Here is a 22,438-nt window from a genome sequence, read left to right on the forward strand (position 1 = left end):
CTACCCGGAGAGACTCTAAAAAACTGGTGCCACCGGGACTCTCCGGACCGTTTCGGTCGGCCCCTCGACAGCTTCACTCGAAGGGGAATCAGTCGCTCAACACGGCCCGGTAGCGCTCGCCCGCCGCCGTCGGTGCGTCGAGTTCCGCACGGACGCGCTCGGAGAGCCACGGGCGGTCGTTCGCCCCCGACCCGTCCAGGAAGCGTTCGTACACCGGCAGTCGTTCGCACAACGGGACCGCCGCGTCCTCGGCGATGGCCTCCAGTTCGCGCAGCGCGGGCCACGCGTAGTCCGGGTTGATGTGGTCGTCGGTCACCGGTGAGACGCCCCCGAGGTCGTCGACGCCGCAGTCGAGCACCTCGCGGACGGGCGCGAGGTTCGGTGGCACCTGTACGCTCACCGCTTCGGGCAAGGCGACGCGGGCCATCGCCACCACGCGACGCAGCGTCTCGACGCCCGGCGTCTCCCCGCGCCAGCGCTCGTTGGTCGCGACCGGTTGGACGATGACCTCCTGGACGTGGTCGTAGCGTTCGTGCAGTTCCCGTATCGCCAACAGCGACTCCGCCCGGTCGTGCCACGTCTCGCCGATGCCGACGAGGACGCCCGTCGTGAACGGGACGCCGAGCTCGCCGGCGGTGCGGATGGTCGCGAGGCGCTGGCCGGGGGACTTCGCGCGCGGACCGCCGTGGGCTTGGACGTCGGCGGTCGTCTCCAGCATCACGCCCATCGAGGCGTTCAGGTCCGCGACGTGCGCCATCTGTTCGCGGGTCTGGTCGCCGGGGTTCGAGTGGGGCAGTAGGCCCTCGTCCAGGGCTATCTCACAGGCCTCGCGCAGGTACTCGTGGATGGAGTCGTGGCCCCAGTCGGCCAACTGGTCGTGAACCGCCGTGTAGCGGTCGTCGGGGTCGTCCCCGAACGTGAACAGCGCCTCCGTACAACCGGCGTCCGAACCGCGTCGACAGACGTCCCGGACCTCCTCGGGCGACAACAACGACGCCTGTCCGGGGACGTCGTAGTACGTGCAGTAGGTGCAGGTGTAGCGACACGCCGTCGTCAGCGGGACGAACACGTTCCGTGCGAACGTCAGTTCGGGAGCGGGTCCCACGTCGTCGGGCGTCACCGCCAGCAGTCGCTCGGTGTCCTCGGGGTCGATAGCGAGGTCCACGTCGTACTCGGCAGCGCCCGGAATCACTGTCCGAGGTCGTCCCCCGCACAGCAAAAAACTGTCTCATGGCGGCTCTCCACGGCCCGTCGAGAGTGGTCGTCGGGTCGACGGCTCACTCGCGGCGTTCGACGGTCACGCGCCCGTCGCCGGTCGCCAGCGAGAACCGTTCGGCGAGGAACCGCCGCGTCCGCCCGTTCTCGGAGGCGTGCAGCAGGACCTCCACGAGGTCCGCCGGGGCGTCGACGTCCGTCCCGAGTCGGTAGGAGTCGACCGTCCGTGGGGTCACGCCGACGTCCGCACAGATTCGCCGATGGTCCCGGTAGGACGCGCCGTGGTAGTCCGTTCGGAACTCGGGGTGACGAGCGACGAACGCGTTCGTCCCGCCGCCACGACCCGGGGCGAACACGACCGCTCCGTCGGTCGTGAACAGGTCGGAGAGCGCCGCAGGCGTCGCCAGCGCGAGGTCGCCCATCACCACGGCGACGGGGCTGTCGCGCTCGACACGGTCGCAGAGGACGGCGTTCACCGCCACCGAGAGCGGACGGTCGTCGACCTCGACGCTCGCGCTCGCGCCGTCCGGGATGTCGAACGGTTCGGTCGCGAGGACGGTCGGGTCGTGGCCGGCCCCGGCGACGGCGTCGAGCACGTCCGCGAGCATCGCCCGCGAGAGCGTCTCGCGCTCCGCTGGCGAGCAGACGGGTGCGAGTCGCGTCTTCGGGTCGCTCACGCGGTACGGGACGACGACGTGCATCTACCCGGAGTGTCGCGGCGAGCGGGTTCAGCGTGGCGGTTCGTCACCGACTCACAGGTAGCCGTCGTCGTACTGCTCGCTCCCGTCGGGTCTGTGTTCGTTCCCGCAGTCCTGGCACGCGAGTCGTTCCATCCCGTCCATGGCCGTCTCGGTCCCGCCGCAGTTGCTACAGAAGAAGCCGTGCTGTTCGCCGGTGTCGTCGACGTAGGTCGCGAAGAACGGTGCTTTCGTCCCCGAGCGTCGCTCGTCTCGGTCGACGCGGACCTCGGTTCCGTCGTCGTTCGTCACGTCGTCGTCGGGGAACTCGACGGCCTCCTCGCTGCCGGGCGTGTCGTCGTCGCCGTCCACCACGTCACTCCGGTCCGCGTCCCGCGAGTAGACGTGTTCGGTCAGGTTCTCTCCGCCGTACTCGACTTCGCGTTCCTCGACACGCTCGAAGGAGAAGCGTTCGAAGAACGCCTCCCCCTCCTGGTTCGACGCGAGTGCGAGCGCCCGCACCTGGGTGTCGTCGCGCTCCAGTTCCTCGATGGCCGCCTCCAGGAGTGCCGTCGCGTGGCCCTTCCCCCGGTGCTCGGGGTCGACGAACAGCCAGTCGACGTTGCCGTAGCCGTCGCGCCGCCCACCTTTGACCACGGCGACGACCGTTCCCTCGTCTTCACGGACGAACAGGACGCTGTCGGCGTCCTCGAGCCACGTGTCGAGACGCTCCGGTCCGAACTGGTCCTCGACGACGGCGTCGAGTTCCCGAGGACTCAGTGAGTACGACGCGGTCATCGCGCTCTCGGCGACCGTCCGGATGCGGTCGGTGTCCGCGGTCTCCGCTGGTCGTGGTGACATGACGCGACCCGCTACGGGCGCACGTCGCAAATGGAGAAAGCCTGCACAGTCAACCGCGTCGCCCGCCGCCCGCGCAGCACCGAACTCAGAACAGCGGCTCGAGTTCGTCCTGCCCGTCGTTGACGAGGTTGTCGAGGTTGTGGTCGCTCTCGTCGCGGATCTCGTCGATGTTGTCCTGTGCCTCGATGGCGACCTGCTGGAGCTGTTTGATGCGCGCACAGTCGGTGACGCCCGACAGCAGGACGATGCTGGAGACCTCGCCCGCGCTCCGGAGCGGGTAGTCTCCACCGCGGACCTCCATGCTGCCGGTCTGCTCCTCCATCCACTTCCGGCCGCGCTCGATGCCCTTCCGGTTGAGGTACTTCGAGGGGCCGGCCATGACGAGCAGGCCGCGCTCCACACCGTTGACCTCACAGGGCAGGGTCAGGCGACCGAGCGTCGCCTTCCGGACCAGCGACGTGACGCGGTTGGTCGTCTGAGCGGCGTCGAGACTGTCGTCGCCGCCACCGTTGCCGCGGAACCGCGAGAGCAGGCCGGTGTCCTCGCGCTCGATGGTCTCGCTCGCGTAGCCGACCGTCGAGACGCCGCCACCCGAGAGCGTGTTGATTATCTCGGAGGAGTCGACGACGCTCTCTGCGACCTCGCCGCCGTGTTCGACCTCGCCCGCACCGAACAGCAGGCCGAAGCGGTCGACGATCTCCTGATTGATGGCGTCGTAGCCGCCCTGCATCGACTCGCCGGCGTTGCGCCAGTTGTCGTTGTCGAACACGAGCAGGTTGTCCGTCTCGCGGACGAACGTCTGGAACGAGCGCGCGGCGTTGAGCGTGTAGATGCCACCCTCGTCGCTGCTCGGCAGGACGCCCAGCGCGTAGACGGGTTCGGTGTAGATGCGCTTGAGGTGACGCGCGACGACCGGGCCACCACCGGAGCCGGAGCCACCGCCCATCCCGGCGATGATGAGGAACGCGTCGACTTCGTGGGCCGGCACGTCGTCCATCGCGCTCATGACCTCGTCGATGTCCTCCTCGGCGACCTCCGCGCCGAGTTCGTTGTCCGCGCCGACGCCGTGGCCCTTCACCCGGGATTGGCCCACGAGCACGCGGTTCTCCTCGGGGACGTGCTGTAGCCCCATCAGGTCCGCCTTCGCCGTGTTGACTGCGAGCGCAGCCCGAACGATGTTCGAGCCGTGACGCTGGTCGTACTCGAGGAACTTGTCGAGTATCTTCCCACCAGCTTGCCCGTAGCCTATCATTGCCAGCTTCATTTTGCCGGAGAAAACGGGACTGCGGGTATAACTCTTGTTACTAGAATAGTAGCGTGAGTAGACCTATTCGCGGACTGTAACGACCGCCCTCCCCCGGTTTCGACGGGAGATAAGCGGTGGTTAACCAGGGGGGCGACTGGCTGCCAAGGTTCGACGGCCGGTCAGGGTTCGGCGGTCGCCTCGTCGGTCAGGCCGAGGTACTCCCCGAGGGTCGTCAGGTCGTCCTCGGCGTAGCCGAACGCCGCGACGTCGTTGTCGTCGACGGTGTTGTCGATGCGTAGCGACCGCGCCTGGTCGCGACCCATCGGGCCGCCGACCGCACCGAGCATCCCGAGGCCGACGTCTGCGAGCGCCATCGGGATGGGGATGGCCCGGAACGAGTGGCCGTCGGCGCGGTGGGCCATCTCGGCGACCTCCGCGAGCGTCAGCACCTGCGGGCCGCCGACCTCGTAGACGTTCCCGACGTGGTCGTCGTCCTCGACACAGTCCGCGAGCATCGGCACGAAGTCGCCGAGCCAGATGGGCTGGAACCGCGTGTCGCCACCGCCCGGTAGCGGCGCGGCCGGCCGTGGCGCGAGTTTCTTCGTGAACGGGACGAACTCGCCGCCGTCGCCGAAGATGACCGACGGTCGCGTGATGACGTACTCCAGACCCGACTCCCGGACGACCCGCTCGGCCTGCCCCTTCGAGGCGATGTAGGCCGTGTCGCCGTCGGGGTCGGCCCCGAGCGCGCTCTGCTGGACGAGTTTCGGGACGTCGTGTTCCTGCGCGGCCTTCACGACGTTCTCGGTGCCGCCGAGGTGGACCTCGAAGTGGCGGTCGTACCCCCCGCTCGGTCGGAACAGCGGCGAGAGTGCGACGAGGTTGACGACGACGTCCTGGTCCTCGAACGCCCCCTCGATGGAGTCGTACGCCTCGACGTTGCCCATCACGGACTCGACGCCGTCCGGGATGTCGTCGTCGTCCGGCGAGCGCGACATCGCCGTGACGTCGTGGCCGCGCTCGTTCAACTCCCGGCAGAGTGCCGTTCCGACGAAGCCCGTGCCGCCGACTACGAGGACTCGCATACGCTAACTTTCGTGCCACTGCACCGTAAACCTAGCTCGGCCGGCAGGATAGACCGTCACTGGACGCACCGGCGAACGCTTCGGCGTCCCACGGTCGCCGTCCCGTGGGGTCCCCGACCGTGTGAGTCGCCCGGTTCAGGCGCGTCGGCTGCCGGTCTCGTCGAGTCGCGGGAGGACGGTCCCCGCGGCCAGCATCGTCACGCCGACGAACGCGACGAACACCCCCGCCAGAATCGCCACGACGTCCACGCTCGCGAGGACGTAGCCGTAACTGCCGACGAGGACTCCACAGGCGATAGCGAGGACACCGACGACCTGGAGCAGTCGTTCGAGTGTGGGCATACACCCACGGAGTCGGAGAGGAGTAAACCACTTGCGGCCTCCCGTATCGTCGGCGACAGGAGTAACGGGTGCCTAAGTCGCTCACTCGACGAACTGCTGGACCGAACCGGCGAGGAGGGCGAGAATCCCGACGGCCGACCCGGCGGCCCCGAGCAGCATCGGCACCGTGCCCGTATCCGAACAGTCGGAGGCGAACTGGGATACCTCGTAGCGCGTCCCCTCGTAGACGACGACACCACTCGCGAGTGTCCCGGGTCCGTCCTCGTACACGTCGCTCGTGGCGGAGTCGCCACTGGAGCGACGGAGGTCCGCGAGCGTCTCGTCGAACCGTCGTTGCTGACGGTCCGTTAGCTCCTCGTACCGGCGGGTCTCGCCGAACTCGCTCGTCTCGTTCGCACCGAGTCGTTCGAGGGTGAACCCGACGCCGAACTCGCAGTCGTCGGTCTCGACGAGCACGAACCCGCTCGCGCCGACGAACAGGCCGACCACGAGGACGACCGCACCGAACCGTCTGACGACCGCGGCGATGGAGGGCACGGCCGAACTGTCTCGTCTCACGATAAGTGCTTTCGGGAGCGGTGGCTCCCCGTCGGCGTCCGTCCCGTCGGGCACGACCAATCACCGAACTTACGTCGGCCGCCGGGAAAGCCGAGGTATGCTCATTACGCTGGAGGGCATCGACGGCTCCGGCAAGACCACCGCCTGGGAGGCGCTCCACGACGTCTACCCCGATGCGGTGTTCACGCACGAACCGACCGACTCCTGGTACGGCGAGGCCGTCCGGAAGTCGCTCGGCACCGACGACGCCGACCCCATCGCCGAACTGTTCCTCTACACCGCCGACCACGCCGACCACCTCTCGCGCGTGGTCGAACCCGCGCTCGACGACGGCGACCTCGTCGTCTCGGACCGCTACTCCGACTCGCGGTACGCCTACCAGGGCGCGAGTCTCGCGGGTGAGGTCAAACGCCCGATGGAGTACGTCCGCGGCGTCCACCAGCCGTTCACGCGGCCGCCAGACGCGACGCTCTACTTCGACGTCTCGCCGCAGGTCGGCGCGGAGCGTGCCGGTGCGACCGACAAGTTCGAGACGGCGGGCTACCTCGCGGCCGTCCAGCAGAACTACGAGCAACTCGTCGAGTACCAGCCGGAGCGGTTCGTCCGTATCGACGCCGAACAGTCGCCCGAAGCCGTCCTGACCGACGTCGAGGAGGCGTTCGAGCGCATCCTCGCGGCGGGCGAGCGGTAGTCGGAACCGCCGTCGTTCGGCGGGCGACTCAGCGCCGCGGGGAGTTCTCGCGAGCGTAGTCGGTGGGCAGTTCGACCTCCTCGGGGCTGGGCATCCAGAGATAGTCGAACGCGATGCCGAACGTCATCGGCAGGAGGAACGCCACCGCGACGAACGCCGCTCGACTCTCCCCGAGAACCGGCGGCGTGACGGCTCCGAGGAGGAGCGCCGGGACGAACAGCGCGACCGGCGTGAGCAACAGCGAGTAGACGACCGGTCCCCAGCGGGTGTCGAGGCGGACCCGGAAGAACCGCGTCAGCAGGGCGGCGATGGCGGTGTTGAGGCCGACGAGGACCAACAACAGCACGACGCCGACGAGCGAAGCCATACCGACACTACGGGTGCGGGGCACTTCGGGATGTCGCATCCGGGCGTCTCGGTGGTGGGTGGTGAGCGCCTCGGCCGGGGGGACTCGTGTCACGACCACACCGCAACCACTTTCGTATCCTCGCGTCACGTCGGCGTATGCACCAGGTCATCGGCGAGCGCCCGTTCTCGGAGACGGGCTTCGAGGAGGGCGAGGCGTGGGCGCTCCTGCGAGACATGGTCCGCGCCCGACGGTTCGACGAACGCGCACTCGCGCTCCAGCGTCGCGGTTGGATGTCCGGCTACCCACCGTTCGAGGGTCAGGAGGCCTCACAGGTCGGGGCGGCCCACGCCATGCGCGACGGCGACTGGCTGGTCCCGACGTACCGCTCGAACGCGATGCAACTCGCCCACGGCGTCCCGATGAGCGACATCCTCGCGTTCCGACGGGGCCACGCCGAGTACGCTTCGGACCACGATTTGAACGTCCTCCCGCAGGCGGTTCCCATCGCCTCCCAGATACCCCACGCGGCGGGGCTGGGGATGGCCCGGAACTACCGCGAGGAGGAGTCGGCGACGCTCTGTTACTTCGGTGACGGCGCGACCAGCGAGGGGGACTTCCACGAGGGCGTCAACTTCGCGGGCGTGTTCGACGCCCCCGTCGTCTTCTTCTGTGAGAACAACCACTGGGCCATCTCGACCCCGCGGAACAAGCAGACCGCCAGCGAGTCCATCGCCGTCAAGGCCGAGGCGTACGGCATCGAGGGCGTGCAGGTCGACGGGATGGACCCGCTCGCGGTTCGGAAGGTCGTCTCGGCGGCGCTCGACGTCGCCCGCGACGGGACGCCCGTCCTCGTCGAGAGCCTCACCTACCGCAAGGGCCCACACACGACCAGCGACGACCCCTCGCAGTACCGCGACGACGACTCCGACCTCCCCGAGTGGCGCACCGGCGACCCCATCGAACGCTACGTCGAGTACCTCGCGGACGCGGGACTCGTCACCGACGAGGAACTCGATGACCTGCGCGAGCAGGCTACCGAGGAGGTCGGCGACGCCGTCGACCACGTCGAGGAGACCGAGACGAGCGACCCCGACGACGTGTTCGACCACGTCTACGAGGAGCTACCGCCCGAACTCGAACGTCAGCGCGAGTTCGTCCGCTCGCGCAACTGACTCCACCCGAAGACGACGTCCTCGCCCACGGCGCCCTCCCTCAGATGGGGTCGTCGGGGTCGTGGCGCTCGCGCATTCGAGCGACCTCCCCGGCGTACTGTTCGCGGGTCTCGGCGTCGGTGACCGTCCCGAGGTTCCCCGGGGAGACGTCGAGTGCCGCCGTCGTCTCCCGGTCGTCGCCCGTGAAACTCGTCAACGCCCGTTCCTTCCGGAAGTCGCGCTCGCCGTCGGGCGTCGCGTAGGTGAGGACGATGAGGTTCTGTTCGTCGTCCGAGTACGTCCGTTCGACCAGCCAGACCCGGACGGTGTCGGTGCTCGCGGTCCGATCTCGCTCCGTGGTCGCTCCCGAGTCACCCATAGCGCTCGATAGGCGTGGCGAGGGTAAAATTTCGCCGGCGGGGATACAGTTATAGCGGGGGGACCGCATGAACAATCATGCGCTTTGTTATCGTGGGTGCTGGACGCGTCGGTCGCCGGACGGCGCGCGTGTTGACGCAGGAGGGACACGACGTCACCGTCGTCGAACTCGACGAGGGGCGGTCAGAGCGCGCCCCGACCGAGGAGTTCGAGGTGGTCGAGGGCGACGGGTCGAGCGAGAGCGACCTGCTCGCGGTCGGCGTCGAGGACGCCGACGGCATCGCCGCCCTCTCGGGTGACGTGACGGTGAACCTCGTCGCGTGCATGATCGGAAAGGCGCACGACTGTCGGACCGTCCTCCGGGTCGACGACGACTACCGCGAGTACGTCCTGGCGAAGTACGCCAGCGACGTCGACGAGGTCATCTACCCCGAACGACTCGGCGCGATAGCCGCGAAGAACGCGCTGATGGGCGGCACCGTCCGCGCCATCGCCGACGTCGCCCAGAACATCCAACTGGTCGAACTCACCGTCACCGAGGAGTCGCCGATGCGTGGCTACACGCTCTCGGAACTCGAACTCCCGGCGAACGCGAAACTGCTCGGCTTCGGCAAGGAGGGCGGGTCGGTCAGCCTCCCGAACGACGACGAGTCGCTCGAACTCGGCGACCGCGTGGTCGTCATCGCGGACTTCGAGGTGCTGTCGGACGTCCACCAGATCATCGTCGGCCAGTCGGCCACGCCGGTGACCGCCTGAGTCGGCGTCGTCTCGTTCTCTCGACTCTTCTTCGGAGTCGCCATCAGTCGTTCGTCAGTCCCTGACTATCGAGGCGAACGTCGCGCCGACGAGCGAGACGACCCCGACACCGACCGCGAGCAGGCAGTACACTACCATATTCAGGGTCTCTCTCCGTCCGACGTCTGCGATAACGTCCGCGGCGACGACCACCAGAATGAGGAACAGCAGCAGGTCTCTCGGGAACTCGATACGTCTGCCGAAAGTCCGACACTCGTGAACGTTTCACAGCGGCATCGGCCCACTGCCACCGTCCTCTCCCTGGCGCGCGCGCGAGAGCATCTCGGAGACGGGCGGTCGATAGGTGAACCCCGGGACGACGCCCTCCATGTACGTCCCCTCGACGTACTCGGCCATCGCCTTCGCCACGTCGGGGGCACGCCCGGCGTTCCCGAACGTGAACGCGAACGTCGCGACGGCCTCCTCGCCGTCGGTCCGCACGTCGAGGTCCTCGACGTCGACGGAGTCGCGGACCGCACCCGGCGCGTCCTCCAGTCGGAGTTCGAACGTCTCGAACCATCCTTCCTGGAGGCTGGGGCCGACGTCCTCCTCGACGGCGGCGTCGAGGGTCGGCACCCGGACGGTCAGCGTGTACCGCAGCGCCCAGTCGTCGGTCTCGTTCGCGGTGACGCGACCGCCGAACGCCGTCATCTCCAGGTCGTAGCCCTCGTCGCTCGCGCTGAACGCGTCGTGGTCGTCGAACGCCCGCCGTGCTTTCTCCGGGAGGTCGCTCATCACCTCCGTGTAGGCCGCTGCGACGGAAAAGGACACCGCGACGAAGCGCACGGCCACTCCCCGACCGGTCGAGTTCCACGGTCGTCGTCGACTTCACCGAACTGTCGAACTGCTGGGGACTCGTGAGGTCGGCACTTCGAAAGCACACGAGTTCGAGCATCGTGGCCGGACTCCTCGACGAAGTGCTTAACTCCTCTCTTGTTCACTGGAATGATATGTCACTCGAAACGACCGACGCACAGTCGAACCGACTCGCTCCCGGACCGCTGGGCCTCGGTGGTCGCCGACTCGACTACGTGTCGCTCGCGCTGTCGTTCGTCGCGATGACGGGGCTGATACTCGACATCCGGAAGCACAGCGATGGGTTCAGCTTCGCCGAGGAGGGCTTCTTCACTCCCGAACACACCGTGTTCTACGGCGGGTTCCTCGCCGTCCTCGGTCTTATGCTCGTCGTCGTCTACGGTCGGCGGACCAGCGGCGGTCTCTCGTGGGTCGACGCGGTTCCACCGGGCTACGGCGTCGGTATCTTCGGACTGCTGCTGTTCGCGCTGGGCGGTCCCGGCGACTTCGTCTGGCACACGCTGTACGGGGTCGAGAACGGCGACGAGGCGCTCGTGAGTCCGACCCACCTCCTGCTCGTCTGTGGGGGCGCGCTGTTCGTCAGTTCGCCCATCCGTGCGGCGTGGCGCCGCGAGACCCCGGCCACCTGGGCGGCGACGCTCCCCGTCCTCGCCGCGACGGGGCTGTTCGCGACCGTCCCGCTGGCGTTCACGATGTACGCCAACCCCGCGTTCCTCGGGGCGGGGCTCCAGCCGGCGATCGGACAGGGTCTGGGCGGGTTCGTCGTCCACGCGACCATCCTCGCCGCACTCGTGGTCCCGCTCGCACGCCGCTTCACGTTCCCGCTCGGCGGGTACACCGTGACGTTCGCCCTCGTCGGCGTCGCCATCGGCTATCTGGCACAGCCGTCGGTCCTCGCCCCGTACCTCGCTGCGGGTGTCGTCGCCGACGTCCTCACCGCTAGACTCGACGCGGGTCGGGACAGCCGAGGGCTTCGGCTGGTCGCCGTCGCCGTCCCGACCGTCTGGGCGCTCACGTACTTCCTCGTCGTCGAGGCGCTCGGTACCATCGTGTGGACGGTCCACGTCTGGACGGGTGCCATCGCGCTCTCGGCGCTCGCCGGTCTCTGTCTCTCGTTCGTCGTCGTCCCCTCTCCCCACGCCCCGCCGTCGACTCGCTCGGGTGACGAGGTGTGACCTCGCGGCCGTCTCGGGTGGCCGCGTCGGTCGTCCTCGCGGTCCTCGTGTGCTCGCTGGTCGCGTCGCCGGTGGCCGCCCACGGGTCGGCCGGCCACTCCCCCGCCGAACAGCTCCCGTACGTCCTCGCGACGCTCGGCGGTATCGGACTCGTCGTCGGAGGTGCCCTCGGCGACCACACCGCGGTCCTCGCCTCGGCGCGACGAGCCGACGTCGCGGTGTTCGGCGGTGTCGCACTCACGGTCGCCGGCGTCGTCGGCTACGCGACGCTCTGACCCCGACTGTTCCGACTCCTCGCTCCCGACTCCCCCGACCGCCGTCCGGTCGCCGTCCACGGAACTCTTTCCGTCGAACACGTGACCGACCAACGACAGTTCTCGTCCGGTTCGACACCATGAGTTAGTGTCATGTCGCCCGAGAAACGACACGGGATTGGAGACGGGCCGCGGGTCGCCGGTCGCGCCCGTGCGGTCCGTACTTCGAGGAGAAACTATGGTATCCAACGAGACCCAACGAGAGATCGAGGAGTATCTCGGCCAGGTTCCGAGTTGGCTCGACGCCCTCTCGGAACCCGCCGCCGACCACAGTTGGGGCGTCGTCCGCGACCTCGAACTCGGCGAGACCGACCTGCCGAACCGGGAGAAGGCGCTCGTCGCGGTCGGCGCGGCGGCCGCGATGAACTGCCCGTACTGCATCCACTTCCACGGCGAGGAGGCGAGACTCGAAGGCGTGTCCGACGAGGGCCTGTCCGAGGCCGCCAACGTCGCCGCCAACGTCCGATACTTCTCGACCATCCTCCACGGCGCGGAGGTCGACCTCGACGACTTCAGACGCGAGACCAGCGAAATCGTCCAGCACATCGAAGACCAGCAGGCCGCCGCCGCCGGTGACGACTGACCCGTCATCGCGGCCTCGATTTTTACACGACACAGCCGGTTCGACTGCCACGCCCGGTGCGGCCGGCCCCGTCCGGCCGAGCGCTTATGGACTCCCCGACTGTCCGAGACCGACACGGACGGCGGACGCTCACAGCCGACGGTACGACCCCGCCGAGCGTCCGTCGCGACCGGTGTTCCAATGGCATGGCAAGACCTCGCGTTCGCGGTCGGTTCGATGATCGGTATCTTCGCACTCCTCCCCACGCTCCGCGACCAGACGGCGCTCGTCCCTCGCCGGACGTCGGTCGTGTCGGTCCTGCTGGGCGGTCTCTACACGGTGACGTTCGTCAGTCTCGGGATGTGGCTCTCGGCCGTCGGGTCGGTCGCGACCGCGACCGTCTGGTTCGCCATCGCCTCGTGGCGGAGCACCGAATCCTGACGACGCGTGTGCGGGAGGAGAGATTCGAACCACGGTCGCTCACCCCGTTCGCTCCCTGCTTCGAATCTCATGGTGCCGATTCTCCACACTCACGTCCGTTCGTGTGGAAGAATGCGGGAGGAGGGATTCGAACTGAGGTCGAACGTGCTCGCGTCGCTGCGCGCGCCCTCCCGAGTTCGAACCCTCTCCGTCCACTGCCGTCGCTCACTGTCGTTCGCGACAGGTAGTGCGGGAGGAGGGATTCGAACCCACGAACACCTGAGTGAGCGGATCTTAAGTCCGCCGCCTTTGGCCAAACTCGGCCACTCCCGCCTACCCGAGCGTGCGAGAGCGAGCGAAAAGGCCGTTGCGATTACCAGTCGACACTGAGTGTCCCGTCGCCCTCCGGGTTCGGTGCAATCTCCTCGTTCGTCCGGCGGTCGACGACGTGGATGACGCCACGGTCCTTCTTCGCCGGACAGACCTCGGCGGCGCGGACGTTGTGGTCCAACTCGTCCTCGTCGAAGAAGTACGTCAACGGGCGGGCGATACCCGTCGAGATGTCCATCTCCCAGTTCGCGGAGACCTCGGCGCACTTCCCGGCGGCGATGCATTTGTTCGCCTCGAAGATGATCTTGTAGGGCTTCTCCTCGACGGGCGGAGCGTCGGCTTCCCCGATGGTACTCGGGTCGATGGGGGCGTCGGCGTCTTCCTCGACACTCATGGGCGAGGGTTCGTCAGCGGGCGGTTTGGGACTGTCGATACCCGCCCCAAAGCATACGTCGGGCGACGGTGAGCACCGGGTATGCGATTCGAGTACAAGATAGTCGACACGTCCGGCGGTGGACTCCTCTCGCGCGGTGACGGCCTCCCGTCGGAGGTCGACCTGAACGACCTCGGCGAGCAGGGCTGGGAACTGACGACCTCGTTCGTCGGGTCGAAGCGGAGTCTCGGCGGTCGACCCAAGAGCACGACCGACGCGCTCGTCTTCAAACGACGAATCGAGGAGTAGCCGAGCGTGCCGACCATCGCCCTCCGAACCGTGGTGGACGCCCCGCCAGACCGTGTGTTCGACCTCGCACGCTCCGTCGAGATGCACACGGAGTCGATGGCCGCGAGCGACGAACGGGCAGTCGCGGGTGTCACCGAAGGTCTCCTCGACGCAGGCGACCGGGTCACGTGGCGCGCGCGGCACTTCGGCGTGCCGTTCGAGTTGACTGTCGAACTCACCGCGTTCGACCGCCCGCGACACTTCCGCGACGAGCAGGTCGCCGGGCCGTTCGAGGCGATGTGCCACGACCACTACTTCGAGGCCATCGAGTCCGATGGGGAGACACCTCGAACACGGATGCGCGACGAGTTCTGCTTCCGGTCACCGCTGGGGCCGCTCGGTACGCTGGCAGACCGTGCCGTCCTCGAACGGTACGTGACACGACTGCTCACCGAGCGGAACGTCCTCCTCAAGCGTGTCGCAGAAAACGGAGATGTGAACGAGTAGCTTCGTTACCGGCGAATCTGGACGGACTCGACGACGACGTCCTCGGTCGGCTTGTCGTTGGCGTCGGTGTCCATCGAGCCGATCTCGCGGACGACCTCCATCCCGTCGACGACCTCGCCGAACACCGAGTGGCGACCGTCGAGGTGGGGCGTCGCGTCGAGCGTGATGAAGAACTGCGAGCCGTTGGTGTTCGGCCCGGCGTTCGCCATCGAGAGCGTCCCCTCGCTGTCGTGGGTCAGGTCGTCGTGGAACTCGTCGTCGAACTGGTAGCCGGGGCCGCCGCGACCGGTTCCCTCGGGGTCACCGCCCTGGATCATGAACCCCTCGATGACGCGGTGGAAGACGGTGCCCTCGTACAGCGAGTCGGTCCGGGTCTCGCCGGTCTCCGGGTCCTGCCACTCCTGTGCACCGGTTGCGAGGCCGGTGAAGTTCTCGACCGTTCGCGGCGCGCGGTCCTCGTACAGTTCGAGTTCGATGTCGCCCTTGTTCGTCTTCAGAATCGCGTGGGGGTTGTCGTCGGCCATGGCCCTGCCACGAACGGGGTACAAAAAAGCGTGCCGATGGTCCGGTCGGCGTCCGCGACTCTCAGACGCCGGGGACGCCCAGTGCCTCGGCCGTGACGATGCCCAGCAGCGCCAGCAGGTAGACGACGACCACCGTCGCCGCCCACGCGACCAGCGCGATTGCGGCGGCAGACCCCCACCCGCCGGGGTACCGACTGTTGATGACCCACAGGTACGCGACGAACGCGAGTAGCGCACCGAGGAACGGAATCCACCCGACCAACAGCGCCACGACGAACCACACCAGCGACCCGATGAGCGCCGTGATGATAGCGTACGTGTAGTCGCCGTAGTCGGTGACGACCCGTCCGGCGATGTAGATGCCGAGCGCTCCCACGACGAGGCTCACGAGGAACCCGATGATCGACCCGACGAACCCCTCCGCCTGGATGAGTACGGCGTCCATGCCACGACTGACACGTCGCTATCACTTTGGTAAGCGCCGCTTGCAGGCTTGCACACGCCACCGCCCGCAGGTACAAGCCGACCGCGCCCGACCGAGTCGACATGCACAGGAGCGACCGCGTCACGCTGGCGCGGCTTCCCTCTGGCGTCCGCGTCGAGACGACGGTCCACACCTACGGCGACGGTGACGGGCCGACGCTGTACGTTCAGGCCGCCCAGCACGGCCGCGAGGTCAACGGGAGCGCCGTCCTCCGACGGTTCCACGAGCGCGTCGACGCCGAGCGCCTCGCGGGGCGCATCGTGGCCGTCCCCGTCGCGGACCCGCTGACGTTCGACCACGTCTCGTACACGACGCCCGAGCGCCTGGACTCGGTCAACGCCAACATGAACCGCGTCTGGCCGGGCGACGAGGCGGGGTCGCTCCACGAGCGCATGGCCGCGACGCTCTGGGCGTACGCCAGCGAGGCCGACGCCGTCGTCGACCTCCACACCGGCGGCCCGGACATGCTCACCCACGTCGTGTTCAAGGAGGGCGACGCCGCCTCTCGCGACCTGGCCGAGGCGTTCGGGACTGGACTGTTGCTGAGCGAACCCGCCGGCGACGACGCCGAGGCCGCCTGGACCGACCGGAACTTCGACGGGAAGTTCCGGGTCGCCGCCAGCGACGCGGGCATCCCCGCCATCACGCCCGAACTCGCCCACAACAAGGAGTTGGTCGAGTCGGCCATCGAGACGGGCGTCGAGGGACTGTTCGACGTCTGTCGTTCGCTGGGGCTGCTGGCGGGTGAACCGACACCGACCGAGCAGACCGTGGCGCGCAACCACCTCGGGAGCGTCACCGCCGTCGACTCGGGGCTGTTCCGGCCGCACCCCGAACGCGCCGTCGGGCAGGCGGTCGGTGCGGGCGACCCGCTGGGGACGGTGTACGACCCGGCGAGCTACGAGGTGCTCCAGGAGGCGACGGTCGGGGACGACGGTATCCTCTACGCGCTGACCCGCGAGGCGACGGTCACGGCCGGCCAGGCGCTCGGGAACGTCGCGCTCGTTCGCGAGGAGTAGGGGCGTCGGACCCCGCGCGACGCAGAACTCAGAACCCGCGCAGGGCGTCGAGTGTCTCGGCGGCCGCGCCGGAGTCGACGACCTCGCGGGCGACGGCGAGTCCTTCGTCGAGGTCCGCACAGTCGCCGCGCGCGAAGATGCGGAACGCGCCGTTGAGCGCGATGGCGTCGGCGAAGTCGCCGTCGCGCTCGCCGGCCAGCACCTCCTCGGTGATGCGCGCGGAGTCGCGGGCCACGTCCTCGACACCCAGGTCCTCGCTCTCGAAGTCCATGCCGTACTCGGGGGTCTCGATTGTGAAGTCGTCCATCTCGCCGTCCTCGCCGACCGCCACCGTGGTCGACCCGGGCCGGATGTCGTCGTACCCCTCCATCCCCTGGAACATGACGACGCGGCCGATGTCGTAGCGCTCGCTCGCCGCGAACGTGTCGATGATGCGTTTGGCGTACGGGAGGTGGTAGAAGCTGCCGAGGTGGACGTCGGCGTCGGCGGGGTTCGCCAGCGTCTCGATGGTGTTGACGAACGTGCGGACGCCCATCTGGTCGCGTCGGTCGGCGAGGTTCGCGACGGCCGCGTTGAAGTTCGGCTGGTAGTAGAAGCCGAAACCCACCTCGTCGGTCATCGCCGCGGACTGCTCGGGCGTGAGGTCCGTCCGGACGCCCAGTTCGTCGAGGACGTGTTTGTACGCGTCCTGCTTCTGCGTGGGCACGCGGTCGCCGGAGTGGGCGACGACGGGCGTGCCCGCCGCGGCGGCGACGAGGCCCGCGCCGACACCCAGAATCGCGGTCCGGCCCTTCCCGTCGTAGTTCGCTCCGCAGTCGACGGGGTCGCAGTCGGGGGCGGCGAACGCGACGGACTCCTCGGCCATCACGTCGACGAACGCCGCCAGTTCTTCGGGCGTGTTGCGCTTCCAGCGGTTTGCGAGCCAGAACGCCCCGAGCGTCGTCGGGTCGGGTTCACCCGCGAGGATGCGGCCGAACGCCTCCCGTGCCTGCTCGCGCGTCATGTCGTCGGCGGACTTGTGGCCCGTCCCGACGACCTCCGTCATCAGCCGTTTCAGCGGCCACTCGCCGAACTCCGGGGTCGCTTTCGCCATAGCCGACGCTCGGGTCGCCGGCGTCGAAAACGTTACCGTTCGCTCCGTCGGTCGCGCCTCGCCGACCCTTCCGTCGACGTCTCGACGCGGCACTCGCCTCTCACCTTCCACGCTCCGCTTTCAGGCGTCGAGGAACACCCGTTCGAGCGCGAGCACGCCCACCGCGACGGCGACGAGGCCGACGACGAGCAGACCCACCTGGACGCTCGGGTCGGGCGTGCTCGTCACACACCCGTCGTACCCCGCGCCCTGCGAACAGAGTCGCGTCGGGACGGCGAGGCCGAGCAGCAGCGCGACGGCCCCAGCGAGGACGGCGGCCGTCGCGACGGCCAGTCGGTCGCCGGCCCGTCGTCGCCGTTCCAGCCGTCGCCACGCCGCCTCCAGTTCCCGGCGGTCGGTCCCCGGCTCCATGACACGTCACCGTGGTACGTGCTACCGTAAGTCGGTGTCGCAGCTCGGAACCCATCGCGTCGCGTCTCCGAACCGGGCGGGGTCGCCGCCTGCACAACGGTGATACGGCCGGCAGGCGTGCTAGCGGTATGGAGCTCCTGTCGCTCGTTCCGAACACACCCGCCTTCGACGGGGCCGTCGACTGCTACCGGCGGATCTGGGACCGCGACGGGACGGTCGCGTTCCGCAAGCACGCGGAGTTCCCGGGCTACCGCGGGTTCGTCGCCGTCGAGGACGGTGCGGTCGTCGGCTACGTCTACGGCTACACGAGCGAACCGGGCCAGTACTACCACGAGGCGCTTCGCGCGGTGCTCCCGCCCTCGACGTACGCCCGCTGGCTCGACGACTGCTTCGAACTCGTCGAACTCGGCGTCGCCCCGGAGGCGCGCGGCCGCGGTCTCGGCGGCCGCCTCCACGACTGCCTCTTGCAGGGACTCCCCCACGCCACGAGCGTGCTCACGACGGGCGTCGACAACGAGGCCGCCCGCGAACTCTACGAGCGTCGCGACTGGGAGGCGGTGTTCGAACCGTTCGACCCCGAGGGTGGCGAACCGATGGTCGTCTACGGGCGAGCGCTCGACGCCACCGACGACGCTCTCGACGGTCCCGCCGTCGACCCGGGAGGCGCGGAGAAGCGCAGGGTCACCCGGACCGAGCGCTGACGGCCACCTGTCGAGGGTCGTCGACACGAAGTGAGTCGCCGCGAGACACCGTCTCGGCCATCAGAGACCAGCGAGCGCTGGTCAGCGGTGGCCGGCGGTTCGCGCCGACACCCGGTCGAGTTGCTCGGTGAGCAGACCGCTGACCTGCTGGGGGTTCGAGACGCCCTCGAAGGTGATCTCGGTCCCGCCGGTCCCGGCGGTGTCGACGTGGACGTCACCGAACGAGAGGACACGCTCGAACAGCGACTGCTCGAAGGAGGTGTTCTGGATGCGGTCGAGGCGGAGGCTCGTCACCTGTCGGGAGAACAGCCCCGTCTTGCGGTACACCTCGTTGGTCGTGATGACGTAGCGCGTCGAGCGGTGCCGGAGGTAGGCGGCCGCCATCAACACCATCCCGATGGGGAGCAACAGCCACGCCAGGTCCCGGTAGACGAAGTCGGTCGGGAGCAACGCGTAGGCGGCGATACCGACGACGGCGACGACGAGACCTCCCACCAGCGACCCCGTCGCGAGCAGGAGGCTCGGACTGCCCGACCAGACCACCTCCTCGCTCTCGCCGAGGGTCACCCACTCCGGAGCGGACATGCCTCCGCGTACGACGCCCTCCGGTATGGCTCTTTCCGGGGTGGTCGCCGCGGTCGCCCGCGCCGACGAACCGCTCAGGACCAGTCGGGGTCGAGGTCGAGCAGGCGAGCGCTCTCGTCCCACAGACGGCGGCGGAGGGCGTCGTTGCCGACTCGCGAGTCGGGCGGTTCGACCTCGCGACCGACCAGGTACGCCCCGGACTCGGTCGTCAGTTCCGGTGCCCCCGCGGCGAAGACGAGGTCCTCGCCCGCCTGCTCGACCGACCGGCCGACCCCCACCAGTCCCGCCACGCGGACGGCGAGACCGAACGCGCCGCTCGTCTCGCGGTAGAGTCCGCTCGTCGGGACGAACCCCGGGTGGTACGCGAGGGTCGTCACGTCGTCGGGGAGCCGTGTCGCCAGTTCGGTGCTGAACAGCACGTTCGCCAGTTTCGAGCGGGCGTACGCCCCGAGCGCGTCGTACTCCTCGGCGAGCGTCGGGTCGTCGAGACGCAACTCGCCCCGACGGTGGACTCGCGAGGAGGTGACGACGACCCGCGAGGGCACGCCGGCGTCGAGTAGCCCCGACAGTTCGTGGGTCAGTAGGTACGGCGAGAGGTGGTTGACGAGGAACACGCGTTCGACGGGACCGCCCGGTAGTTCGACGACCTCGCGTTCGGGGAGCGACAGCGCGGCGTTGAGCGCCAGCACGTCCACCCGGTCGTAGCGGTCGGCCACCTCCCCGGCTAGCGCCCGGACGGCGTCGGGGTCGCCGAGGTCCGCCCGGACGAAGACGCCGTCGCCGCCACGCTCGCGGACCGTCTCCAGTGTCGCCACGCCGCGCTCGCGGTCCCGCCCGACGAGCACGACCTCCGCGCCCAGCTCGCCGAACCGCGCGGCCGCGGCCCGACCGACGCCACTCGTTCCACCGGTCAGCACGACGACGGCGTCGTCCAGCGTCTTCCACTCCATGCCCCGACCGACGTGGCGGGAGAGGAAAGAACTAGCTCGTGACAGCTCACCGAGCCAGGGCGTCGTCACGGCCGCCGGGGCCGCCCAGACGGGACCGAAACCCCCACTTTCGCCTGCTCCCTAGCACACCCGATGAACGCTCCCCGTGGTGACTGGCGCGCCGACCTCGACGACGTGGACGCGGCGCTCGTCGACGGCTACCAGAGCGGCTTCCCGGTCGAGCCACGACCGTTCCGGGCGGTGGCGGCCGACCTCGGTATCGAGGAGGACGAGGCGCTCGCACGAGTGAAGCGCCTCCGCGAACGCGGCGTCTTCCGGCGGTTCGGGGCGGTGCTCAACCCGCCGGTCATCGGGTCGTCGACGCTCGCGGCGGTCAACGCCCCCGACGAGCGCTTCGAGGCCGTCGCCGAGATAATCAACGGCTACCGGCAGGTCAACCACAACTACCGGCGCTCGCACCACTGGAACATGTGGTTCGTCGTCACCGCCGCCTCCCGCGAGACCCGCGACGCCATCCTCGCCGACATCGAGGAGCGCACCGGACTCGACGTACTGAACCTCCCGATGCTCACCGACTACTACATCGACCTGGAGTTCCCGGTCGTCAACGCCGACCGGTTCGCCCGGGAGTCCCTCGACGCGACCGAAGTCAGCGCTACCCGCATCTCCGAGTCCGCGACGGCGGACCTGAGCGCTCTGGACCGTCGACTGCTCCTGGAGATCCAGGACGGGTTCCCGCTCACGCGCACCCCGTACGCCGACGTCGCCGCGGCCGTCGACGCCACCACCGAGGAGGTCGTCGCCGCCATCGAGCGCCTCCGCGAGGACGGCTGTATCAAGCGAATCGGCTGTATCGTCAACCACGTCGTCACCGGCTTCGACGCCAACTGCATGGTCGTCTGGAACGTCCCCGACGACGAACTCGACGTCCGCGGTGAGCGCGCCGGTCGCCTGCCGTACGTCACGCTCTGTTACCACCGCCCGCGACGCCCCGAGCAGGGCTGGGAGTACAACCTGTTCACGATGATCCACGGCCGCGAGCAGGACGCCGTCGACGAGAAGATCGACGAACTCGCCGGCGAGTACCTCCCGTTCGAGCACGAACGCCTCTACTCGACGGAGACGCTGAAACAGACGGGCGCACAGTACGAGGAACTGGTCGGCGAGGAGTGAGCCGAGTGGGTTAGGCGGACGTGTGTCGGGGCGTTTCGTTCCGATGGCGGGCACAAAGAAATATCACGCTGGCGACACAGCGTTCGTCACGACCGACACAGATGAACCTCAAGCCCCTCCTGAAACCGTTCCTCCTGTTCACGTGCCTCCTCGCACTCCTCACCGTCGGCGCAGTGTACGTCGCGACGCACTCCGGGCTGTACATGCTCGTTCTGGTCGGCTGTGGCGTGACGCTCGTCGCGCTCGGCAGCGGCGCAGCGGGACAGACGAACTCCGGGATACGCGCCGAAGAGACGGAGATGATGGCCGACGGCGGGGGGTTCTGGCCCGACGCCATCACGGCCGGCTCGCTCCGCCTCTCCCTCCTGTTCTACGGCCTCGGTGTCGTCCTGTGGAGCGTCGTCGTACTGGCCGCGTTGGGCGACACGCTCGTCTGAGCGGTCCGTCGCCCTCTCGCCCCTCCAACTGGACCGTTACTCGTCGTGGACTCGCCGAACGGGCCTCACGACACCAGCGAGTCGCTCGACGTGGGAGAGATCCGTGGCGCGAGAGAACGGACGGGACCGGTCTAGTGGCCCCCGGCGAGCGGTTCTCACGAGACCGTCGGTCGCTGAGAGGATTGGACGCCGTCGGGAGTCGCTGGGCGACCCCGACACGCGGAGAAACGGTGGTACGTTAGCGACTCGCGACGACGAGCATCGGGCCGACGAACACCAGCGCGATACCCACGGCACGCCAGAGGAACTCGTTGTTCATCAGCGAGAGCGGTGTGAGGATGAACAGCAGACCGAACGCGGCGATGTGGGCACCGGTAATCGTCTTACTCTTCAACGGCAGCGTCGCCAGCAGTCCCAGGGCGAACAGCGCCAGGAACACCTGCCCCATGTGGTACTGACTCAGAAACGAGTCGATGACCTGGAGTGGGAGCGCGAACATCGTTGGTACTCCATCGGATTAGTTCGGGTTTCAAGCTTCCGTCTCCGCCCCGAAGTCGATGGGGCGCAAGACGACGTACCAGAAGGCGACGACCGCCGACCCGAAGCCGAGTGCGAACACCAGCGCGCCGATGCCGGGCGCGCCCGCCTGCGTCAGGAGATTGTCCGCGAGACCGGGCACTGCGACGCCCAGTGCGGCGATGACGATACCCGCTTTCGCCCGTTCGGTGAACACCGTGCTGCCGTCGTCGGAGTCGGTGGCCTCCTCGGTCCGGGCACTCGCCGCGGTCTCGCCTCGCTCTGCCATGGTCGAGTTAGTACCTCGGTGCTCCTGAACCCAACGGTCCGCCGTCGCCGTCGCGCTCCGTGTCAACCCCACACGAACCCCGTGCGAACCGACCGACCTATCCGCGCTCGCCGCCGCCTTCGA

At 68.5% G+C, this 22,438-nt stretch carries 33 protein-coding genes and 1 tRNA gene; 13 read left to right on the top strand and 21 right to left on the bottom strand.

Features of this window, described 5'->3' with window-relative positions; genetic code table 11:
* Window positions 1-88: 88 nt before the first annotated feature.
* The 7 genes from cofG to M1L36_RS15105 form a co-directional block, all read right to left on the bottom strand.
* Window positions 89-1,192 carry a 7,8-didemethyl-8-hydroxy-5-deazariboflavin synthase subunit CofG gene (gene cofG, locus M1L36_RS15075; RefSeq protein WP_250874564.1) on the bottom strand — a complete coding sequence of 368 codons (1,104 nt, stop codon included), beginning with the start codon at window positions 1,190-1,192 and terminating at the stop codon, window positions 89-91.
* Window positions 1,193-1,277: 85 nt separating this feature from the next.
* Window positions 1,278-1,916 (bottom strand): 2-phospho-L-lactate guanylyltransferase, encoded by a 639-nt coding sequence (cofC, locus tag M1L36_RS15080; RefSeq protein ID WP_250874565.1) that lies wholly within the window; start codon window positions 1,914-1,916, stop codon window positions 1,278-1,280.
* Window positions 1,917-1,967: 51 nt separating this feature from the next.
* Window positions 1,968-2,753, bottom strand: a complete 786-nt coding sequence (locus tag M1L36_RS15085) for a GNAT family N-acetyltransferase (RefSeq protein ID WP_250874566.1) — start codon at window positions 2,751-2,753, stop codon at window positions 1,968-1,970.
* An 85-nt stretch (window positions 2,754-2,838) separates the two neighbouring features.
* A complete protein-coding gene (locus M1L36_RS15090; RefSeq protein WP_250874567.1) occupies window positions 2,839-4,017 on the bottom strand; it encodes a tubulin/FtsZ family protein in 1,179 nt (392 codons plus the stop codon).
* Window positions 4,018-4,178: 161 nt separating this feature from the next.
* On the bottom strand, window positions 4,179-5,084 hold the full coding sequence (locus M1L36_RS15095; protein WP_250874568.1) for a complex I NDUFA9 subunit family protein: 906 nt from the start codon (window positions 5,082-5,084) through the stop codon (window positions 4,179-4,181).
* 135 nt (window positions 5,085-5,219) lie between these two features.
* Window positions 5,220-5,426, bottom strand: coding sequence for a hypothetical protein (locus M1L36_RS15100; RefSeq protein WP_250874569.1), 207 nt, complete (start codon window positions 5,424-5,426; stop codon window positions 5,220-5,222).
* Window positions 5,427-5,507: 81 nt separating this feature from the next.
* Window positions 5,508-5,963, bottom strand: a complete 456-nt coding sequence (locus tag M1L36_RS15105; protein ID WP_250874570.1) for a DUF7979 domain-containing protein — start codon at window positions 5,961-5,963, stop codon at window positions 5,508-5,510.
* Window positions 5,964-6,081: 118 nt separating this feature from the next.
* On the opposite strand from M1L36_RS15105, the gene tmk reads away from it, so the two are divergent.
* On the top strand, window positions 6,082-6,675 hold the full coding sequence (gene tmk / locus M1L36_RS15110; protein WP_250874571.1) for a dTMP kinase: 594 nt from the start codon (window positions 6,082-6,084) through the stop codon (window positions 6,673-6,675).
* 28 nt (window positions 6,676-6,703) lie between these two features.
* On the opposite strand, the gene M1L36_RS15115 is transcribed toward tmk, so the two are convergent.
* Window positions 6,704-7,042 (bottom strand): DUF7991 family protein, encoded by a 339-nt coding sequence (locus M1L36_RS15115; protein ID WP_250874572.1) that lies wholly within the window; start codon window positions 7,040-7,042, stop codon window positions 6,704-6,706.
* 137 nt (window positions 7,043-7,179) lie between these two features.
* On the opposite strand from M1L36_RS15115, the gene pdhA reads away from it, so the two are divergent.
* The gene (gene pdhA / locus M1L36_RS15120) at window positions 7,180-8,196 is read left to right on the top strand and encodes a pyruvate dehydrogenase (acetyl-transferring) E1 component subunit alpha (RefSeq protein WP_250874573.1); all 1,017 of its coding nucleotides are present in this window, start codon (window positions 7,180-7,182) and stop codon (window positions 8,194-8,196) included.
* Between the two features lie 40 nt (window positions 8,197-8,236).
* Here pdhA and M1L36_RS15125 read toward each other — a convergent pair whose 3' ends face one another.
* Entirely contained in the window at window positions 8,237-8,554 is a 318-nt protein-coding gene (locus M1L36_RS15125; RefSeq protein WP_250874574.1) for a DUF7967 family protein, read from the bottom strand.
* A 77-nt stretch (window positions 8,555-8,631) separates the two neighbouring features.
* On the opposite strand from M1L36_RS15125, the gene M1L36_RS15130 reads away from it, so the two are divergent.
* Window positions 8,632-9,309: a potassium channel family protein gene (locus M1L36_RS15130; RefSeq protein WP_250874575.1), complete on the top strand. Its 678-nt coding sequence runs from the start codon at window positions 8,632-8,634 to the stop codon at window positions 9,307-9,309.
* A 54-nt stretch (window positions 9,310-9,363) separates the two neighbouring features.
* Here M1L36_RS15130 and M1L36_RS15135 read toward each other — a convergent pair whose 3' ends face one another.
* Window positions 9,364-9,501, bottom strand: a complete 138-nt coding sequence (locus M1L36_RS15135; protein ID WP_250874576.1) for a hypothetical protein — start codon at window positions 9,499-9,501, stop codon at window positions 9,364-9,366.
* A 72-nt stretch (window positions 9,502-9,573) separates the two neighbouring features.
* Entirely contained in the window at window positions 9,574-10,083 is a 510-nt protein-coding gene (locus M1L36_RS15140; RefSeq protein WP_250874577.1) for a DUF5813 family protein, read from the bottom strand.
* A gap of 215 nt (window positions 10,084-10,298) precedes the next feature.
* Between M1L36_RS15140 and M1L36_RS15145 the strand changes: the two genes are divergently transcribed.
* The 4 genes from M1L36_RS15145 (at window position 10,299) to M1L36_RS15160 (ending at window position 12,656) form a co-directional block, all read left to right on the top strand.
* The gene (locus M1L36_RS15145) at window positions 10,299-11,339 is read left to right on the top strand and encodes a hypothetical protein (protein WP_250874578.1); all 1,041 of its coding nucleotides are present in this window, start codon (window positions 10,299-10,301) and stop codon (window positions 11,337-11,339) included.
* The gene (locus M1L36_RS15150; protein ID WP_250874579.1) at window positions 11,336-11,614 is read left to right on the top strand and encodes a hypothetical protein; all 279 of its coding nucleotides are present in this window, start codon (window positions 11,336-11,338) and stop codon (window positions 11,612-11,614) included. Before M1L36_RS15145 ends, M1L36_RS15150 begins: the two co-directional genes overlap by 4 nt.
* Before the next feature lie 217 nt (window positions 11,615-11,831).
* Window positions 11,832-12,236, top strand: coding sequence for a carboxymuconolactone decarboxylase family protein (locus M1L36_RS15155; protein WP_250874580.1), 405 nt, complete (start codon window positions 11,832-11,834; stop codon window positions 12,234-12,236).
* Between the two features lie 180 nt (window positions 12,237-12,416).
* Complete coding sequence (locus M1L36_RS15160; protein WP_250874581.1) at window positions 12,417-12,656, top strand: hypothetical protein; 240 nt, start codon at window positions 12,417-12,419, stop codon at window positions 12,654-12,656.
* 227 nt (window positions 12,657-12,883) lie between these two features.
* Here M1L36_RS15160 and M1L36_RS15165 read toward each other — a convergent pair.
* Together M1L36_RS15165 and M1L36_RS15170 are read right to left on the bottom strand one after the other, a co-directional pair.
* Window positions 12,884-12,968, bottom strand: a tRNA-Leu gene (locus tag M1L36_RS15165).
* A gap of 40 nt (window positions 12,969-13,008) precedes the next feature.
* Window positions 13,009-13,359 (bottom strand): ferredoxin, encoded by a 351-nt coding sequence (locus M1L36_RS15170; protein ID WP_250874582.1) that lies wholly within the window; start codon window positions 13,357-13,359, stop codon window positions 13,009-13,011.
* A gap of 81 nt (window positions 13,360-13,440) precedes the next feature.
* Here M1L36_RS15170 and M1L36_RS15175 point away from each other — a divergent pair, with 81 nt between their 5' ends.
* Both M1L36_RS15175 and M1L36_RS15180 read left to right on the top strand, forming a co-directional pair.
* Entirely contained in the window at window positions 13,441-13,647 is a 207-nt protein-coding gene (locus M1L36_RS15175; protein ID WP_250874583.1) for a DUF4177 domain-containing protein, read from the top strand.
* Window positions 13,648-13,653: 6 nt separating this feature from the next.
* On the top strand, window positions 13,654-14,133 hold the full coding sequence (locus M1L36_RS15180; RefSeq protein WP_250874584.1) for an SRPBCC family protein: 480 nt from the start codon (window positions 13,654-13,656) through the stop codon (window positions 14,131-14,133).
* A 5-nt stretch (window positions 14,134-14,138) separates the two neighbouring features.
* On the opposite strand, the gene M1L36_RS15185 is transcribed toward M1L36_RS15180, so the two are convergent.
* Together M1L36_RS15185 and M1L36_RS15190 are read right to left on the bottom strand one after the other, a co-directional pair.
* Window positions 14,139-14,657 carry a peptidylprolyl isomerase gene (locus tag M1L36_RS15185; protein ID WP_250874585.1) on the bottom strand — a complete coding sequence of 173 codons (519 nt, stop codon included), beginning with the start codon at window positions 14,655-14,657 and terminating at the stop codon, window positions 14,139-14,141.
* A gap of 61 nt (window positions 14,658-14,718) precedes the next feature.
* The gene (locus M1L36_RS15190) at window positions 14,719-15,102 is read right to left on the bottom strand and encodes a hypothetical protein (RefSeq protein WP_250874586.1); all 384 of its coding nucleotides are present in this window, start codon (window positions 15,100-15,102) and stop codon (window positions 14,719-14,721) included.
* A 101-nt stretch (window positions 15,103-15,203) separates the two neighbouring features.
* Here M1L36_RS15190 and M1L36_RS15195 point away from each other — a divergent pair, with 101 nt between their 5' ends.
* Window positions 15,204-16,160, top strand: coding sequence for a succinylglutamate desuccinylase/aspartoacylase family protein (locus M1L36_RS15195; RefSeq protein WP_250874587.1), 957 nt, complete (start codon window positions 15,204-15,206; stop codon window positions 16,158-16,160).
* 28 nt (window positions 16,161-16,188) lie between these two features.
* Here the strand turns inward: M1L36_RS15195 and M1L36_RS15200 are convergent, their stop codons facing one another.
* Window positions 16,189-17,253 (bottom strand): anthranilate phosphoribosyltransferase, encoded by a 1,065-nt coding sequence (locus tag M1L36_RS15200; RefSeq protein ID WP_250874588.1) that lies wholly within the window; start codon window positions 17,251-17,253, stop codon window positions 16,189-16,191.
* 120 nt (window positions 17,254-17,373) lie between these two features.
* On the bottom strand, window positions 17,374-17,664 hold the full coding sequence (locus M1L36_RS15205) for a hypothetical protein (protein WP_250874589.1): 291 nt from the start codon (window positions 17,662-17,664) through the stop codon (window positions 17,374-17,376).
* 128 nt (window positions 17,665-17,792) lie between these two features.
* On the opposite strand from M1L36_RS15205, the gene M1L36_RS15210 reads away from it, so the two are divergent.
* Entirely contained in the window at window positions 17,793-18,365 is a 573-nt protein-coding gene (locus tag M1L36_RS15210) for a GNAT family N-acetyltransferase (RefSeq protein ID WP_250874590.1), read from the top strand.
* Between the two features lie 81 nt (window positions 18,366-18,446).
* On the opposite strand, the gene M1L36_RS15215 is transcribed toward M1L36_RS15210, so the two are convergent.
* Complete coding sequence (locus M1L36_RS15215) at window positions 18,447-18,950, bottom strand: PH domain-containing protein (protein WP_250874591.1); 504 nt, start codon at window positions 18,948-18,950, stop codon at window positions 18,447-18,449.
* A 74-nt stretch (window positions 18,951-19,024) separates the two neighbouring features.
* Window positions 19,025-19,900 (bottom strand): SDR family NAD(P)-dependent oxidoreductase, encoded by an 876-nt coding sequence (locus M1L36_RS15220; protein ID WP_250874592.1) that lies wholly within the window; start codon window positions 19,898-19,900, stop codon window positions 19,025-19,027.
* A gap of 132 nt (window positions 19,901-20,032) precedes the next feature.
* Between M1L36_RS15220 and ahbB the strand changes: the two genes are divergently transcribed.
* Both ahbB and M1L36_RS15230 read left to right on the top strand, forming a co-directional pair.
* The gene (gene ahbB / locus M1L36_RS15225) at window positions 20,033-21,073 is read left to right on the top strand and encodes a siroheme decarboxylase subunit beta (RefSeq protein ID WP_250874593.1); all 1,041 of its coding nucleotides are present in this window, start codon (window positions 20,033-20,035) and stop codon (window positions 21,071-21,073) included.
* Between the two features lie 101 nt (window positions 21,074-21,174).
* Window positions 21,175-21,510: a DUF8070 family membrane protein gene (locus M1L36_RS15230; RefSeq protein WP_250874594.1), complete on the top strand. Its 336-nt coding sequence runs from the start codon at window positions 21,175-21,177 to the stop codon at window positions 21,508-21,510.
* Window positions 21,511-21,748: 238 nt separating this feature from the next.
* On the opposite strand, the gene M1L36_RS15235 is transcribed toward M1L36_RS15230, so the two are convergent.
* A complete protein-coding gene (locus M1L36_RS15235) occupies window positions 21,749-22,009 on the bottom strand; it encodes a DUF8006 family protein (RefSeq protein ID WP_250874595.1) in 261 nt (86 codons plus the stop codon).
* 30 nt (window positions 22,010-22,039) lie between these two features.
* Window positions 22,040-22,315, bottom strand: a complete 276-nt coding sequence (locus M1L36_RS15240; protein ID WP_250874596.1) for a DUF7996 family protein — start codon at window positions 22,313-22,315, stop codon at window positions 22,040-22,042.
* Window positions 22,316-22,438 lie beyond the last annotated feature (123 nt).

The organism is Halomarina rubra (assembly GCF_023699475.1).
GTDB classification, from domain to species: domain Archaea; phylum Halobacteriota; class Halobacteria; order Halobacteriales; family Haloarculaceae; genus Halomarina; species Halomarina rubra.

What these genes read in the sequence shown, in the direction of transcription:
- cofC (WP_250874565.1), bottom strand. Translation starts at nt 1,916, where the DNA reads ATGCACGTCGTCGTCCCGTACCGCGTGAGCGACCCGAAGACGCGACTC.
- M1L36_RS15085 (WP_250874566.1), bottom strand. Translation starts at nt 2,753, where the DNA reads ATGTCACCACGACCAGCGGAGACCGCGGACACCGACCGCATCCGGACG.
- M1L36_RS15090 (WP_250874567.1), bottom strand. Translation starts at nt 4,017, where the DNA reads ATGAAGCTGGCAATGATAGGCTACGGGCAAGCTGGTGGGAAGATACTC.
- M1L36_RS15095 (WP_250874568.1), bottom strand. Translation starts at nt 5,084, where the DNA reads ATGCGAGTCCTCGTAGTCGGCGGCACGGGCTTCGTCGGAACGGCACTC.
- M1L36_RS15100 (WP_250874569.1), bottom strand. Translation starts at nt 5,426, where the DNA reads ATGCCCACACTCGAACGACTGCTCCAGGTCGTCGGTGTCCTCGCTATC.
- tmk (WP_250874571.1), top strand. Translation starts at nt 6,082, where the DNA reads ATGCTCATTACGCTGGAGGGCATCGACGGCTCCGGCAAGACCACCGCC.
- M1L36_RS15115 (WP_250874572.1), bottom strand. Translation starts at nt 7,042, where the DNA reads ATGGCTTCGCTCGTCGGCGTCGTGCTGTTGTTGGTCCTCGTCGGCCTC.
- pdhA (WP_250874573.1), top strand. Translation starts at nt 7,180, where the DNA reads ATGCACCAGGTCATCGGCGAGCGCCCGTTCTCGGAGACGGGCTTCGAG.
- M1L36_RS15125 (WP_250874574.1), bottom strand. Translation starts at nt 8,554, where the DNA reads ATGGGTGACTCGGGAGCGACCACGGAGCGAGATCGGACCGCGAGCACC.
- M1L36_RS15130 (WP_250874575.1), top strand. Translation starts at nt 8,632, where the DNA reads ATGCGCTTTGTTATCGTGGGTGCTGGACGCGTCGGTCGCCGGACGGCG.
- M1L36_RS15140 (WP_250874577.1), bottom strand. Translation starts at nt 10,083, where the DNA reads ATGAGCGACCTCCCGGAGAAAGCACGGCGGGCGTTCGACGACCACGAC.
- M1L36_RS15145 (WP_250874578.1), top strand. Translation starts at nt 10,299, where the DNA reads ATGTCACTCGAAACGACCGACGCACAGTCGAACCGACTCGCTCCCGGA.
- M1L36_RS15155 (WP_250874580.1), top strand. Translation starts at nt 11,832, where the DNA reads ATGGTATCCAACGAGACCCAACGAGAGATCGAGGAGTATCTCGGCCAG.
- M1L36_RS15160 (WP_250874581.1), top strand. Translation starts at nt 12,417, where the DNA reads ATGGCATGGCAAGACCTCGCGTTCGCGGTCGGTTCGATGATCGGTATC.
- M1L36_RS15170 (WP_250874582.1), bottom strand. Translation starts at nt 13,359, where the DNA reads ATGAGTGTCGAGGAAGACGCCGACGCCCCCATCGACCCGAGTACCATC.
- M1L36_RS15175 (WP_250874583.1), top strand. Translation starts at nt 13,441, where the DNA reads ATGCGATTCGAGTACAAGATAGTCGACACGTCCGGCGGTGGACTCCTC.
- M1L36_RS15185 (WP_250874585.1), bottom strand. Translation starts at nt 14,657, where the DNA reads ATGGCCGACGACAACCCCCACGCGATTCTGAAGACGAACAAGGGCGAC.
- M1L36_RS15190 (WP_250874586.1), bottom strand. Translation starts at nt 15,102, where the DNA reads ATGGACGCCGTACTCATCCAGGCGGAGGGGTTCGTCGGGTCGATCATC.
- M1L36_RS15195 (WP_250874587.1), top strand. Translation starts at nt 15,204, where the DNA reads ATGCACAGGAGCGACCGCGTCACGCTGGCGCGGCTTCCCTCTGGCGTC.
- M1L36_RS15200 (WP_250874588.1), bottom strand. Translation starts at nt 17,253, where the DNA reads ATGGCGAAAGCGACCCCGGAGTTCGGCGAGTGGCCGCTGAAACGGCTG.
- M1L36_RS15205 (WP_250874589.1), bottom strand. Translation starts at nt 17,664, where the DNA reads ATGGAGCCGGGGACCGACCGCCGGGAACTGGAGGCGGCGTGGCGACGG.
- M1L36_RS15210 (WP_250874590.1), top strand. Translation starts at nt 17,793, where the DNA reads ATGGAGCTCCTGTCGCTCGTTCCGAACACACCCGCCTTCGACGGGGCC.
- M1L36_RS15215 (WP_250874591.1), bottom strand. Translation starts at nt 18,950, where the DNA reads ATGTCCGCTCCGGAGTGGGTGACCCTCGGCGAGAGCGAGGAGGTGGTC.
- M1L36_RS15220 (WP_250874592.1), bottom strand. Translation starts at nt 19,900, where the DNA reads ATGGAGTGGAAGACGCTGGACGACGCCGTCGTCGTGCTGACCGGTGGA.
- ahbB (WP_250874593.1), top strand. Translation starts at nt 20,033, where the DNA reads ATGAACGCTCCCCGTGGTGACTGGCGCGCCGACCTCGACGACGTGGAC.
- M1L36_RS15230 (WP_250874594.1), top strand. Translation starts at nt 21,175, where the DNA reads ATGAACCTCAAGCCCCTCCTGAAACCGTTCCTCCTGTTCACGTGCCTC.
- M1L36_RS15235 (WP_250874595.1), bottom strand. Translation starts at nt 22,009, where the DNA reads ATGTTCGCGCTCCCACTCCAGGTCATCGACTCGTTTCTGAGTCAGTAC.
- M1L36_RS15240 (WP_250874596.1), bottom strand. Translation starts at nt 22,315, where the DNA reads ATGGCAGAGCGAGGCGAGACCGCGGCGAGTGCCCGGACCGAGGAGGCC.